This is a genomic window from Chthonomonas sp. (assembly GCF_035294165.1).
In the GTDB taxonomy this organism is placed as follows: domain Bacteria; phylum Armatimonadota; class Chthonomonadetes; order Chthonomonadales; family Chthonomonadaceae; genus Chthonomonas.
The window spans coordinates 1-13,196 of record NZ_DATGLN010000151.1 but is presented as its reverse complement, the minus strand read 5'-3'; the positions used below and the strand labels follow the sequence as shown (position 1 = coordinate 13,196).

Below are 13,196 nucleotides of genomic sequence, written 5' to 3'. Positions count from 1 at the left end.
CTGTGAAGAAACTCGGAACGCTCTGCTCTCTCATGCTGGCCCTGACTCTCTGTATGGGAGGGCTGTTGCTGGCAAGTCCTGCACGTGCGCAGGAAGATAACTACAGTCTGCCGGAGCTAAGCCGTGATTGGACAGTGCGCATCGGTTTATGGGTTGCGCAAAGTCGAACGGCGCGGCATGTAGAGGGAGATGTGGGTATCAGTGGTCTGGTACAGCGGCGCGTCTATGCCGGAGGAACCTACGATCTCTTGTTAGGGATCGGCTATAACGGCTTCGACAAGGTGTACAGTGTACCGCTGACCCTGGAGATTCAAGCCTTTCGGGGTAACTTGCGCTACGGCATTGGCGCGGGCTATTCCTTCGGCAAACGCCTTAGCGGCCGTGGAAGCAACGGTGCCGTCCTGAACCTGCTGGTCGGCTACCAACTTACTCACGGCACGAACCCCATCTCCGCCGACCTACGCTACTATTTCGTTTCCGGTTCCAACGATGAGCTAGACGGATATAGCCTAACGTTGGGCTATCAGTTCTAACCGTCGTTTAGACGCCCTTCCCACCCCTGTTGCCAAAACAGGGGTTTTTTTACGGACAATGGCGGATGCAGGGTAAAATCTCTACGTCCTTAGCGACGTGGCGAGGTTACCGGTCGCAACAGCATCACTTTTTCTAAGGGAGGAAATCGGTGTCGCGTGTACAGCCCCGCAAAGAGGCTCCTTATGTGGTAGGTGTGGATTTGGGAGGCACGAATGTTCGTGCAGCCGTGATAGACCGCAGCGAAAAGCTTTTGGGCCGAGCGGAGAATCCGTCGGAGGCAAAAGGAGGGGTAGCGAGAACGGTGGCGGCCATCGCCACGGCCGTTCGTAATGCGGCGAAAGCGGCGAACGTCTCGATGGATGAAATCGGAGCGATAGGGATAGCCGTGCCGGGGCACATTGATGTGCCTGCCGGAATGGTGCGCTGGGCGCCTAATTTTGGAGATTATGTGGATGGTGCCTATGTGCCCTACAAGAATGTGCCTTTACGTGAGTTGGTTGAAAAAGAGCTGGGCATCGCAATGGTGATGGATAACGATGCCAATGTGGCTGCCTTGGGCGAGTTCCGGTACGGTGCCGGACGTGGAACTCGCCATCTGGTGATGTTTACTTTGGGAACGGGCATCGGCGGCGGCATCATCGTAGACGGCCAAGTGTTGCGGGGGGCAACCGGTGGCGCAGCCGAGGTGGGGCACATTATCATTGCGGACGGTAAAGGGTCTAGCCCCAACGGCCCTCATGGGCGCCTGGAGGTGCTGGCCGGCCGTGATGGCATTGTGGAGCGCGCTGCCTTGAAAATGGAGTCGGGGCGCGATACGCTGTTGTGGAGGCATATCACCGGGCCGGAAGCCTTGCAGCAGTTTCTCACCCCAAAACTCATCGACCAGGCCGCGGAAGAGGGGGATGCGTTGGCTAGAGAGGTGCTTGAGGAGATCGGGCATTTCGTTGGGCTTGGCATCGCCAGCATGGTCAACGTGTTTAATCCGGAAGTCGTTGTGCTTGGCGGCAAAATCTCTAATTCGCGTACACTCTTCGACGCTGCCGTCCGAACGGCACGGGCTTCTGCCATAGGCTCTATTCTGGCGGCTGCACGCATTGTGCGCGCCGAACTTGGCGACGACGCCGGTATTATGGGAGCCTCTGAACTTGCCTGGCGTGAGATGGCCTGAAGGATAGAGCCTTATGCCACGAATAGAGCAGAAGATTGAAATAGAGGCGCCGGTGGAACGGGTCTATGCAATTGCCCGCAACGTGGAGGCCTTTCCGGAGTTTATGGCCGACCTACAGTCGCTGAGGGTGTTGGAGCGTAGTGAGGATGGGAGGCGCACCGTGACGGAGTGGGTGGGAATGATCCAGGCCGTGAAGATGAAGGTGCGCTGGACACAGGAAGACCGCTGGGACGATGCAAACCATCGTGACGATTTTCGCATGATACAAGGCGATCTCGACCGTATGGAAGGGTATTGGCAGTTTACCCCTGTTGGCGAGAATCGTACTCGCTTCGAGAGCGTTGTGGACTACGACATCAACATTCCCATGGTAGGCCCTATGGTGAAGGGGCTGGTAAAGAAGCTCATGACAGAGAATCTACAGGCCACCTTAGAGGCCATTAAGCGGCGTGCCGAGAGCGAGATTAGCGAATGAAGGTCTTTTCCCCGTCCTCCCAAACGGTGCGGCTTCGCGAGATCGCCGATCTCTTCAAAGCCGGCGGGCATTCTGTTAGCATCAGTACTGGCATTGCCGGAGCAGCGACCCCAGAGGAGTTGGAGAACCCCAATTGGGAGGCCGCCTTTGTGCGGTGGCATACCCCCGAGCTGCACGACGTCTATCTGTTAGAGCGAAGTGTGGTGGAGGAGGAGGCTGAGGCGCGTGAGGCGGTTGAAGAGGCCTTGCGGTTCGCCTACAACTGGCCGGATACAGCAGAAAAGCTGCTCACCATAGATGCGCTGAGGCGCACGCAGATCGTTTACGATGTTCAGCTGCTTCCCGTGCTTTTAGAAGATCAAGATCATCCGGGATGGGAGGCGTTGGATGGCCTTTTGCGTCTGCTGGCGGCTCCGGGAGAGGGGGTCATTTTTGCCGAAGAAGAGGGGTTTTTCGATTCAGAGGGCATGCCTCTCATTCTCGTGGAGGACGATGAGGCGTAGCTATAAGACGAAATCTAGAGGAGGCTGGATAGGCGGGTATGAGCATTCTCATTGACGAGAACACACGGGTTCTCGTTCAGGGCATTACCGGGCGTGATGGGGCATTTCATACCGAACAGATGATGGCCTACGGAACGAAAGTCGTTGGAGGGGTTACCCCAGGAAAGGGGGGCCAGACGTTTTTAGGCGTGCCGGTTTTCAACACTATGCAAGAAGCCGTCCATGCCACAGGTGCCAACACCTCTGTGATCTTTGTACCCGCACGCCTTAACGCAGCAGATGCCATTATCGAGGCGGCCAAAGCGGGGATCAAGCTGATCGTGTGTATTTCGGAGAACATCCCCACCCAGGATATGATCCGCGTTCATGCCATTTTGCGTCGCATCGAGGGCGTACGCCTCATCGGTCCCAACTGCCCAGGGCTTATCACTCCGGGGAAGTGCAAGGTAGGCATTATTCCACCGACCTCCTTTATGCCCGGCCCCGTTGGGCTTGTTTCTCGCAGCGGCACCTTGACCTATGAGATCGCCGATGGCCTTACACGTGCGGGGTTAGGGCAATCTACAGGGGTTGGCATCGGTGGGGATGCGATGATCGGGTCTACCTTCGTGGATATCCTGCCTCTATTCGAGGCCGACCCTCAAACGGAGGCCGTGGTGTTAGTGGGAGAGATAGGTGGAAGTGACGAAGAGAATGCAGCCGAGTACATCAAGCAAAATATGAAAAAACCGGTGGTGGCCTTCATTGGAGGGCGTACCGCACCTCCCGGAAAACGCATGGGGCATGCCGGGGCGATCATCAGCGGTACCACCGGAACGCCTCAAGCCAAGGTGGAGGCTCTCTTGTCTGCCGGTGTACCGGTGGCCGAAACCATGCAGGAGATTCCAGAACTCGTAAAAAAACAGCTTAGGCGTAACTAGGCTGCTATCGAAGCGATAGAGCCGGTTGCCACCGTTTGTGACATGTCGTCGTAGGGGCGGGTTTCAAACCCGCCCCTACTGTGTTTTTAAACCCACCCCTACATGGGGCCTGCAGCGGGTTCTATAGGGTCGAGGAGGTCGCAGTTACAACGGTGCTGTTCGCCAGGACGCCCGCCGTGAGGTGCCCCTCGCCTGGTAGAGGCTTTAAGGCGAACCGTATTCCCCTGCGGCTTTTAGGGTGAATACGGTAAAATATAAAGTCAAAACCTTCGGAATCTCTTCGCTTGGGGGACTGTTCCCTTTTCTTGCTCCTACACGTCAATTTGGGATTGCCCTTCGACCTCGCGTTTGGAAGAGGTCTACCTCATTCTTTCGAGAAAGGAGATGGGTGAAATATGAGGAGAAATACCGCACTGCACAAAATAGCTTTTGTTGCGGACTACATTCCACGAAAGTGCGGGATCGCCACTTTCACGGCCGATTTACTGCATGCTGTAGCCGGGCAGTACCCATCTGTGGAGTGTTTTGTTTGTGCCGTCAGCGAGCCGGATCGCTCTTACGACTACCCGCCAGAAGTGCGATTCGAGATCGAAGAGGAGGAACCGGACTCCTATCGTCGTGCCGCCGACTTTCTTAACTTCAGCAATGCGGACGTCGTGTGTTTGCAGCATGAGTACGGCATTTTCGGTGGGCGGGCCGGCGGCTACGTGCTTCGTCTGCTTAGAGACCTACGCATTCCGGTGGTTACGACCCTTCACACGATCTTACGTGAGCCAGACCCCGATCAGTATCGTGTGCTGCGTGAGATCATCTCGCTTTCAGCCCGCGTAGTAACCATGACAGAGAAAGGGCGTTGCTTTCTACGAGATGTTTACGGCGTTCCCGACGATAAGATCGATCTTATTCCTCACGGCATTCCCGACATGCCCTTCGTAGACCCCAATTTCTATAAGGATCAGTTTGGGGTGGAGGGAAAGTATGTGCTCCTGACATTTGGGCTGCTCTCGCCCAATAAGGGCATCGAGTACGTATTGCGTGCCCTTCCGCAGATCGTGGAGGTGTTCCCTGATACGGTCTACATCGTGCTAGGTGCCACGCATCCGAACTTGGTGCGGGAGCAGGGCGAGACCTACCGCTTAAGTTTAGAGCGATTGGCGCGCGATTTGGGGATAGAGAAGCACGTTATCTTCTATAATCGGTTTGTAGATATTGATGAGCTAAAAGAGTTTCTAGGTGCTGCAGACATCTACATCACACCCTATCTCAATCCAGCTCAGATTACATCGGGGACGCTCTCCTACGCTTTCGGTTGTGGCAAGGCCGTTATCTCCACCCCCTATTGGCACGCGGAGGAATTGTTGGCCGAGGGGCGAGGCATTCTGGTTCCCTTTGCCGACTCCGAGGCCATTGCACGCGAGGTGATCGGTCTTTTGCAAGACCCCACACGGCGTCACGCCATGCGGAAACGCGCGTATATGTTGGGGCGAGAGATGGTTTGGAGCCACGTTGCCCACATGTACGTGGAATCGTTTGAGAAGGCACGGCGTAGTCGTTGGGACAACGCGCATCGTCCTCTGGCGATAAAGACGCTGGAGCAGAAGCCCCGCGAGCTACCCACGCTTCGACTCGACCATTTACGACGCCTGACCGACTCGACCGGTCTTCTGCAACATGCCACCTATGCCTTACCCCACTATGCGGAGGGCTACTGTTCGGATGACAACGCGCGTGCCCTTCTATTAACCATCAACTTGGAAGGCATTGGGCATGAGATTCGGGAGGCGCAGCGGCTCGGCGTTATCTACGCAGCGTTTTTGAACAACGCTTTCGATAGGAAGACCGGTCGCTTCCGCAATTTCATGGGATACGACCGCCGGTGGTTGGAGGAGACCGGCTCGGATGACTGCCAGGGCCGCGTTATTTGGGCGTTAGGCGCCTGTGTGGGGCGTTCGCGAGATAACGGGCTGCGTATGTGGGCGGCCGGGCTATTAGAGAGGGTGCTAACGACCATCCTCGATACCACCTCGCCGCGCGGTTGGGCCTTTGCGCTGGTGGGCATTCACGAATATTTCCGCCAACTAAGCGGAGATCGCTTGGTAAACCAGGTAAGGGAGACGCTGACGCAGCGGCTTATCGCTCTTTACGATTCGACGGCCTCCGATGATTGGCCTTGGTTTGAGCCTGTAGTCTCTTACGACAATGCGAAACTGCCCCATGCGCTCATTCTCAGTGGCCGTTGGGGCGATAACCCAAAGGCTTTCGACATCGGCCTGAAGACGCTGCGATGGCTGGCCGAACTTCAGACGGCGGAGGCCGGGCATTTTCGACCCATTGGTTCCAACGGTTTCTACCCACGCGGCGGAGAGTGTGCCCGCTTCGATCAGCAGCCTATTGAGGCCTACAGTATGCTCTCGGCCTGTTTGGAGGCCTATCGCTCGACCAACGACGAGTATTGGCTGCAGAAAGCACGGGCGGCGCTCGACTGGTTTTTAGGGCGCAACGACTTGGGCATGGAGCTTGTGGATTATCGTACCGGCGGCTGCCGCGACGGGCTGCACGTGGATCGGGTTAACCAGAACCAGGGTGCCGAATCCACCCTCGCGTTTCTGCTGTCGCTTACCGAAATGAAACTACAGGAGAACCTGCTGGGCGATCTGATCCCTATAGATAAAGACCTGCCAGAGTGGCAGCCAAGCGGGCGCTAGCATTCGTAAGCAAGAAAACAAGACATTTGGGCAGGCATTGGGGCCGGCCTTTATGCAAATAAGCGAGTAACGAGGAGGAAAGTTTGCGAGTTCAACGCGTAGGCCCTATTTTAAAGCCGGATAGTTCGCGTGTGCTTTTTAGGGCTTTCAACCCTGTGGGAGATCGTCAAGACCTACATATCGTCGCCCGCATCATGGCTTTGCCGGAAAAAGAGGTTTGTAGACTGCTTGAGCAGGTGATGAGGGAGTTTCAAGATAGACACTACAAGTTACGGAACTTCTTTCTGAAGCGTTTTGAAGAGGTGCGCCCTCTGTTGCTGACCGACGCTCCACTAAGTGAGGAGCGCCGGTTACTTATCGGTGCCTATTTCACACATGAGTATGCCTTAGAGGCTGCGGCCCTGTTCAACCCCTCCATCGTGTGGCATCCCGATCAGAGTGGATTGCCGGAGGGCACGCGGCGCTTTGTGTTAAGCCTGCGGGCAACGGGGGAGGGGCATATCTCGTCCATCACCTTTCGTGAAGGAACCATTGATGCCAACAACCATATTGTGCTGGAGAAGCCCACTCGCTACGTATCCACGCCCGAAATCGTCCCAAACCCAACCTACGATCGGAACCTTTTTGAGCGAAAGCTGTACGAGCTTGATCTATGGGACGACTTCGCTGCAGAGGTTTTAGCCTGTCTAAACGAACAGTTCACTTTGGAAGAGTTGAAGGAGGCACTGCAGTTTGTAGAAAAACAGCATCGGGGGCGATTTCGCACTGAAGAGCAGGTAGCGCGAGGCATTCTGGCGCTTGCCCAAGCCAACTATGAGGTTTTCTTCTCCCCGGACGAGCCTCTTTCGGAGCGCGTTCTGTTTCCGACCTCACCCACTGAGGTCAATGGAATGGAGGATGCCCGCTTTGTGCAATTTCGTGAGGACGATGGTCGTGTCATCTACTACGCCACCTATACCGCCTACGATGGCAAAGTCGTTTTTCCACAAATCCTGGAGACAGAGGACTTTTTGCATTTCCGGATCAGCACGCTCAACGGCCCAGAGGTTCAGAACAAAGGGATGGCGCTGTTTCCTCGGCGCATTCATGGCCACTACGCCATGCTGTCACGGCAGGACAATGAAAACCTTTACATTATGTTTTCTGACATGCTGCATTTCTGGTATACCAAGCAACCGCTGCTTAAGCCGACCTATCCCTGGGAGTATGTTCAGGTGGGCAACTGCGGCTCACCTATAGAGACCGAGGCAGGCTGGCTTGTATTGAGCCATGGCGTGGGGCCGATGCGCAAATACTCTATTGGGGCGTTCTTGTTGGATAGGGAAGACCCCACCAAGGTGATCGGGAGGCTTAAAGAACCTCTGCTTATGCCGAATGCCGATGAGCGAGAGGGCTATGTGCCAAACGTGGTATACAGTTGCGGGGGGCTTATTCACAACGGCTACCTTATTTTGCCTTACGCCATGTCGGACTACGCAAGTCGTTTCGCCATCGTACCTTTGGAAGACATCCTTGAGGCGATGGTATGGGTTTAGGTGAAAAAAACTCCCCTCGCTGCAAAGGCAGCAGGGGAGTGAAGAGCGAAAAAGAGGTTTTATGCACCAGGCGTGGTAGAGGTCTTCTCCTCTTTCTTTTCGGTAACGAGGCACTCGGTGGTGAGGATAAGCCCTGCAATGGAGGCCGCGTTTTGCAGTGCGGAGCGCACCACTTTGGCGGGGTCTACCACGCCGGCCTTCACCATGTCCTCATACTCACCGGTTCGCGCGTTGAAGCCGTGGCCTTTGGGCAAGGAGCGAACCTTTTCCACAACCACGCTGCCCTCAAGCCCTGCATTCTCGGCGATTTGGCGTAGAGGCTCTTCGAGGGCACGGCGCACGATGTTGAGGCCGATCTCCTCATCGCCCTCCAGTTTAAGGCCATCGAGCGCGGGCGCTGCGTTCAATAGGGCCACACCGCCGCCGGGCACAATGCCTTCCTCCACGGCTGCGCGGGTAGCATGGATAGCATCCTCCACGCGCGCCTTCTTCTCCTTCATCTCCGTTTCGGTAGCTGCACCGACCTGAATAACGGCCACACCACCGGAGAGTTTTGCGAGGCGCTCTTGAAGTTTCTCACGGTCGTAGTCGCTTTCGGTCTCTTCGATCTGGCGTTTGATGAGCGCGATGCGGCCTTTGATGGCCTCCTGCGAGCCGGCTCCGCCAACGATGGTCGTCTCCTCTTTTGTCACCACCACACGCTTCGCACGGCCAAGCAGGTCGGCGGTGATATTTTCGAGCTTCATGCCGAGGTCTTCGGTGATGAACTTACCGCCGGTGAGGATGGCGATATCCTCCATCATAGCTTTGCGGCGGTCGCCGAAGCCCGGCGCTTTAATGGCCACGCTATTAACGTTTCCTCGAATCTTGTTGACAACGAGCGTTGCCAACGCCTCGCCGTCCACATCCTCGGCGATAACCACCAGCGGGCGCCCGGCGCGGGCTACAAGCTCCATCACGGGAATGATGTCGGCTACCGCGCTGATCTTTTTCTCATAAAGCAGAATATACGGTTCCTCAAGCACCGCCTCCATACGCTCGGGGTCGGTGACGAAGTAGGGCGAGATGTAGCCCTTATCGAACTGCATTCCTTCTACCACTTCGAGCTGGGTGCTGGTGCCTTTGCTCTCTTCCACGGTGATCACGCCATCGGTAGTGACCTTTTCGATCGCTTCGGCCAGTATCTCACCGATCTCCGGGTCGTTTGCGGAGATGGTTGCAACCTGTTGGATGGCCGAGCGGCCGTGGATGGGTGTGGCCTCTTTGCGGATATGCTCCACAATGGCGTCAACGGCTTTGTCTATACCCTTTTTCACCTGCAGCGGCTTGGCACCGGCGGCAACGGCTTTAAGACCCTCTTTCACCATCGCCTGAGCGAGCACGGTGGCCGTGGTGGTGCCATCGCCGGCAACATCGTTGGTCTTGCTGGCCACTTCACGGGCAAGCTGCGCCCCCATGTTCTCAAAGGGGTTCTCTAGCTCGATCTCTTTGGCAATGGTCACGCCGTCGTTGATGATGCTGGGGCTGCCGTACTTCTTTTCAAGAACCACATTGCGGCCACGAGGGCCGAGAGTCACCTTCACGGCGTCGGCAAGCGCATTGACGCCACGCTCAAGGGCGCGACGCGCCTCTTCATCGAAAAGCAATATCTTTGCTGCCATCTCTACGGACCTCCTATTCTCTCACCGCCAGAACATCGTCCTGGCGCAGGATCACGTATTCCTCTTCACCGATCTTGACTTCGGTTCCGGCATATTTGGCGTAGATAATGCGGTCGCCGGGTTTCACTTCCATCTTCACAACCTTGCCGTTGTCAAGCGTCTTGCCAGGGCCAACGGCTACCACCTCTGCCTCCTGTGGTTTCTCTTTGGCTGTATCGGGCAGAATAATTCCCCCTGCAGTCTTCTCTTCTGGGGTTACAGGTCGGGCGATAATGCGATCGTTGATCGGTTTCAACGTTGGCATTGTCTTGAGCCTCCCTTGCGTTTAGAATGGTGTAGCGATGCCTCGCATCGCAGCGGCATCAGCAGTTTAGCACTCGAACCACTAGAGCGCTAATTCTGGAACCAATTTACCCGAATTAGCACTCGGCTGTCAAGAGTGCGAAGACGCAGTGTTGCCTTTCCACTCGAAAGCGACGTGGCTATTGAGAGGCCGACCCACTCCCCGATCGAGAAGCGTTGAGAGCGCTGTCTTCGATATTTTTCCGATATCGCTGTGGGGAGATACCGAACTCCTTGGTGAAGATGCGATGGAATTGGGCATAGCTTCCGAAGCCGGCCTCTAGGGCAAGCTCAAGCAGGCTGCGGTCAGGGTTAGAAATACAGAGACGGCGGAATCGGGTAAGACGTTGTTGGTTGCGATAATCCGCTATCGTCATGCCGACATGCTTATGAAAAAGACGCGACAGGTGAGAGGGGCTTTGATAGCACCGTTTTGCTAAAACCGATAGGGTAAGCGCGCCCTCATCTCTCAGCAGTCGTAGCGCTTGCTCTACCGAGGGTGGCAGACGTGTTCCCGGGGGCTGCTTTTCGGCTTCTAGGTACAGCCTCCAGGCGAGCGCTAGGGCAAAAGCAAGGCCTATGTTGTAGAGAGGGCTATCGTTGTGGTGGTGAGTTAGCTCTGCGAAGAGATTTTCAAGACGCTCACGCTGAGGAAAGGAAAGGTTACGACAGAAGCTCTCGTGGGGGGCGGCGGCTTGCAGCGGATGGGCAGAGAGTTCGTTGCACACGCGATGCACAAGGCAAGGACGAAAGACTCCGATCCACATCGTATAGTCAGTCGTTTCGTTGACGAGCAGATGATCCTGTTCGGGAAACAGCCAAACAAGGCTGCCCTCCGTCAGCCTATAGCTGCGCCCGCGCAGAAGGTAGGTAGCGGTGCCCGATAGGACGAGGTTTAGCTCTAGCTCATCGTGCCTGTGCATGAAGCGCGGCACTCCGCTACGACGGTAAAGCCAAAGGCTGCCGTCGAGTTGAGCAGGGAAGGAAAGGGTCTCTTTCATCGCATCTCGAACTAAAAATAGCATAAAATGAAAGGATTTTGCAATAGAACGCGATGATCTGCCCCTAAATGAGGGCGAATAATAAGAGGGTACCCGAAAGGGAGTGCCACAAATGGAGGAGATTGAAAGATGGTTTTAGCCCCGGTGACGATCACCGAAGAGCAGCGAAAACAGTATCAGGAAGAGGGTTATTTCATTCTTGAAGGCGTGATTTCGGAGGATATTCTTGATGGCCTTCGTGCCGAGTGCGACCGCTTGGTTCGACAGAAGGATGAAGAGCTTGCACGCCGTGGTGTGGAGAGCGAAGGGATTACGCATCGTGGCAGCCGCTATTTCATTAGCTCGCACGGGCACGATAGCGAAACGTTGGAGCGGTTTCTGTTCAGCGACCTCATGGCCTCGATCTGTTTAGCCACGCTTGGGCCGGATGCCTACCTATTTAACGAACAGTTTGTGGTGAAGCGCGATAGAGCCGGGATGAGGTTCGCATGGCATCAGGATTCGGGGTATATCGGCCATCCCCACCGTCCTTACCTAAGTTGTTGGTGTGCATTGGATGACGTAAGTGAGGAGAACGGAACGGTATACATTTTGCCCTTCTCGCGGGCGGGTACGCGGGAATGGACTCCGCATCGGAGGGAAGAGGGCAGCAACGACCTCGTGGGATATTTTGGCGACGACCCGGGCATTCCGGTTATCGGCCCCGCCGGCACCATCGCGGTGTTTTCCAGCGTGACCTTTCATCGAAGTGGCGCCAACACCTCTCCCCACCTAAGGCGCATCTATCTGGCCCAGTATTCCGCGGAGCCTATCCTCAATAGAGAGGGCACGGCTTTGTGGCATTGGGCCGATCCTTTCCTCAAGGATGGAAAGCGGGTAGACCCCTTCGCGAGCAGGTAAAATATCTCCACCTACCCCGCTCGGTGTACAGAGTGGGGAGCATTTCACCTAGAGAGGAGAGCAAGAATGCCGGAGGAGATGAAACGGCGTAGCCGTATGACCACGGAGGGGATAGAGCGGGCACCGAATAGGGGGATGTTGCGCGCCGTGGGGTTCTACGATGACGATTTTGAACGCCCTATGATAGGGGTTGCCTCGCTGTTCAGCACCATTACGCCCTGCAACGCCCACCTCGACCGTTTGGCCCAGCGAGGTTGCGAGGGGGTTCGCGCCGGGGGAGGGGTGCCGCAGATATTCGGGGCGCCCACCGCCTCCGACGGCATTATGATGGGGCATCTCGGAATGCGATACAGCTTGGTGTCGCGCGAGGTGATCGCCGATAGCATCGAGGTGGTGGCCGGTGGGATGAACCACGACGGCGTGCTCGCTTTCGGAAGTTGCGATAAAAACATGCCCGGCTGCCTTATGGCGATGGCGCGTCTCAACGTGCCGAGCATCTTCGTATATGGTGGCTCCATTCTTCCTGGAGTAGGGGAGGACGGTTCGGAGATAGACATCGCCTCTATTTTTGAGGCGGTTGGGCAGTATCAGGCGGGGAAGCTGAGCGCCGAAGGAGTGCGACACATCGAGTGTGAGGCCTGCCCAGGGGCCGGGGCCTGTGGGGGAATGTATACGGCCAACACAATGGCCAGCGCCATCGAGGCCATGGGCATGTCGCTCCCCTACAGCGCCAGCAACCCGGCGGTCTCTGCAGCAAAGGAGCGGGAGGCGTTCCTCGCCGGCAAGCAACTGGTAGAGCTGATTCGGCAAAACATTCGGCCACGCGACATCATTACACGCAAATCGCTGGAGAACGCCTATACGCTGGTTTTAGCATTAGGTGGCTCTACCAATGCCATTCTCCACTTAAAAGCCATTGCCTGGGAGGCAGGAGTGGAGTGGACTTTGGCGGACTTCGACCGCCTGAACGACAAAGTGCCACACCTCGCCGACCTAAAACCGGGTGGGCGCTATGTGATGTATCACCTTCATCGGGTGGGAGGAACACCGGCCGTGCTGAAGGCGCTTTTAGAGGCCGGCTTCCTGCACGGCGATTGCCTCACCGTCACCGGAAAAACCTTGGAAGAGAACCTGGCGAACGTGCGCTCGGTGTATGCAAGGCGGCAAGATGTGGTGCGTCCCTTGGAGAACCCGATGTATCCCACCGGCCACCTCACCATATTGCACGGCAATTTGGCGCCCGAAGGGGCTGTGGTGAAGACGGCCGGAGTGAAAATTCGGCGCATCACCGGCCCGGCACGGGTGTTTGAGGGTGAAGAGGCCTGCTTTGCGGCGGTACAACGTCGCGAGATAAAGCCGGGCGATGTGGTGGTGATTCGCGGGGAAGGGCCGGTAGGCGGGCCCGGCATGCGCGAGATGCTGGCGGTGACTGCAGCCATTGTGGGGCAAGGT

General features: G+C 56.4%; 12 protein-coding genes. 9 read left to right on the top strand and 3 right to left on the bottom strand.

Translation table 11 applies throughout. From position 1 onward, the window contains the following. Window positions 1–2: 2 nt before the first annotated feature. From VKV29_RS07400 to VKV29_RS07370, 7 genes are all read left to right on the top strand, one after another. Complete coding sequence (locus VKV29_RS07400; protein WP_324200668.1) at window positions 3–533, top strand: hypothetical protein; 531 nt, start codon at window positions 3–5, stop codon at window positions 531–533. A 149-nt stretch (window positions 534–682) separates the two neighbouring features. Beyond that, window positions 683–1,702 (top strand): ROK family protein, encoded by a 1,020-nt coding sequence (locus VKV29_RS07395; RefSeq protein WP_324200667.1) that lies wholly within the window; start codon window positions 683–685, stop codon window positions 1,700–1,702. Between the two features lie 13 nt (window positions 1,703–1,715). Next, window positions 1,716–2,177 (top strand): type II toxin-antitoxin system RatA family toxin, encoded by a 462-nt coding sequence (locus VKV29_RS07390; protein ID WP_324200666.1) that lies wholly within the window; start codon window positions 1,716–1,718, stop codon window positions 2,175–2,177. Further along, window positions 2,174–2,680: a hypothetical protein gene (locus tag VKV29_RS07385; protein WP_324200665.1), complete on the top strand. Its 507-nt coding sequence runs from the start codon at window positions 2,174–2,176 to the stop codon at window positions 2,678–2,680. Before VKV29_RS07390 ends, VKV29_RS07385 begins: the two co-directional genes overlap by 4 nt. Window positions 2,681–2,718: 38 nt before the next feature. Further along, window positions 2,719–3,600: a succinate--CoA ligase subunit alpha gene (gene sucD, locus VKV29_RS07380; RefSeq protein ID WP_324200664.1), complete on the top strand. Its 882-nt coding sequence runs from the start codon at window positions 2,719–2,721 to the stop codon at window positions 3,598–3,600. Between the two features lie 395 nt (window positions 3,601–3,995). Then, entirely contained in the window at window positions 3,996–6,305 is a 2,310-nt protein-coding gene (locus VKV29_RS07375) for a glycosyltransferase family 4 protein (RefSeq protein ID WP_324200663.1), read from the top strand. 83 nt (window positions 6,306–6,388) lie between these two features. Further along, on the top strand, window positions 6,389–7,840 hold the full coding sequence (locus VKV29_RS07370) for a glycoside hydrolase family 130 protein (protein ID WP_324200662.1): 1,452 nt from the start codon (window positions 6,389–6,391) through the stop codon (window positions 7,838–7,840). A 59-nt stretch (window positions 7,841–7,899) separates the two neighbouring features. Here VKV29_RS07370 and groL read toward each other — a convergent pair whose 3' ends face one another. The 3 genes from groL to VKV29_RS07355 form a co-directional block, all read right to left on the bottom strand. After that, a complete protein-coding gene (gene groL / locus VKV29_RS07365) occupies window positions 7,900–9,501 on the bottom strand; it encodes a chaperonin GroEL (protein ID WP_324200661.1) in 1,602 nt (533 codons plus the stop codon). A 13-nt stretch (window positions 9,502–9,514) separates the two neighbouring features. Further along, window positions 9,515–9,805, bottom strand: coding sequence for a co-chaperone GroES (gene groES, locus VKV29_RS07360; protein WP_324200660.1), 291 nt, complete (start codon window positions 9,803–9,805; stop codon window positions 9,515–9,517). Between the two features lie 178 nt (window positions 9,806–9,983). Further along, complete coding sequence (locus VKV29_RS07355; RefSeq protein WP_324200659.1) at window positions 9,984–10,844, bottom strand: AraC family transcriptional regulator; 861 nt, start codon at window positions 10,842–10,844, stop codon at window positions 9,984–9,986. 129 nt (window positions 10,845–10,973) lie between these two features. Here VKV29_RS07355 and VKV29_RS07350 point away from each other — a divergent pair, with 129 nt between their 5' ends. Then, a complete protein-coding gene (locus tag VKV29_RS07350) occupies window positions 10,974–11,744 on the top strand; it encodes a phytanoyl-CoA dioxygenase family protein (RefSeq protein ID WP_324200658.1) in 771 nt (256 codons plus the stop codon). A 66-nt stretch (window positions 11,745–11,810) separates the two neighbouring features. After that, a partial coding sequence (locus VKV29_RS07345) for a dihydroxy-acid dehydratase (protein WP_324200657.1) occupies window positions 11,811–13,196 on the top strand: 1,386 nt, incomplete at its 3' end.

What these genes read in the sequence shown, in the direction of transcription:
- sucD (WP_324200664.1), top strand. Translation starts at nt 2,719, where the DNA reads ATGAGCATTCTCATTGACGAGAACACACGGGTTCTCGTTCAGGGCATT.
- VKV29_RS07390 (WP_324200666.1), top strand. Translation starts at nt 1,716, where the DNA reads ATGCCACGAATAGAGCAGAAGATTGAAATAGAGGCGCCGGTGGAACGG.
- groES (WP_324200660.1), bottom strand. Translation starts at nt 9,805, where the DNA reads ATGCCAACGTTGAAACCGATCAACGATCGCATTATCGCCCGACCTGTA.
- VKV29_RS07355 (WP_324200659.1), bottom strand. Translation starts at nt 10,844, where the DNA reads ATGAAAGAGACCCTTTCCTTCCCTGCTCAACTCGACGGCAGCCTTTGG.
- VKV29_RS07350 (WP_324200658.1), top strand. Translation starts at nt 10,974, where the DNA reads ATGGTTTTAGCCCCGGTGACGATCACCGAAGAGCAGCGAAAACAGTAT.
- VKV29_RS07385 (WP_324200665.1), top strand. Translation starts at nt 2,174, where the DNA reads ATGAAGGTCTTTTCCCCGTCCTCCCAAACGGTGCGGCTTCGCGAGATC.
- VKV29_RS07375 (WP_324200663.1), top strand. Translation starts at nt 3,996, where the DNA reads ATGAGGAGAAATACCGCACTGCACAAAATAGCTTTTGTTGCGGACTAC.
- groL (WP_324200661.1), bottom strand. Translation starts at nt 9,501, where the DNA reads ATGGCAGCAAAGATATTGCTTTTCGATGAAGAGGCGCGTCGCGCCCTT.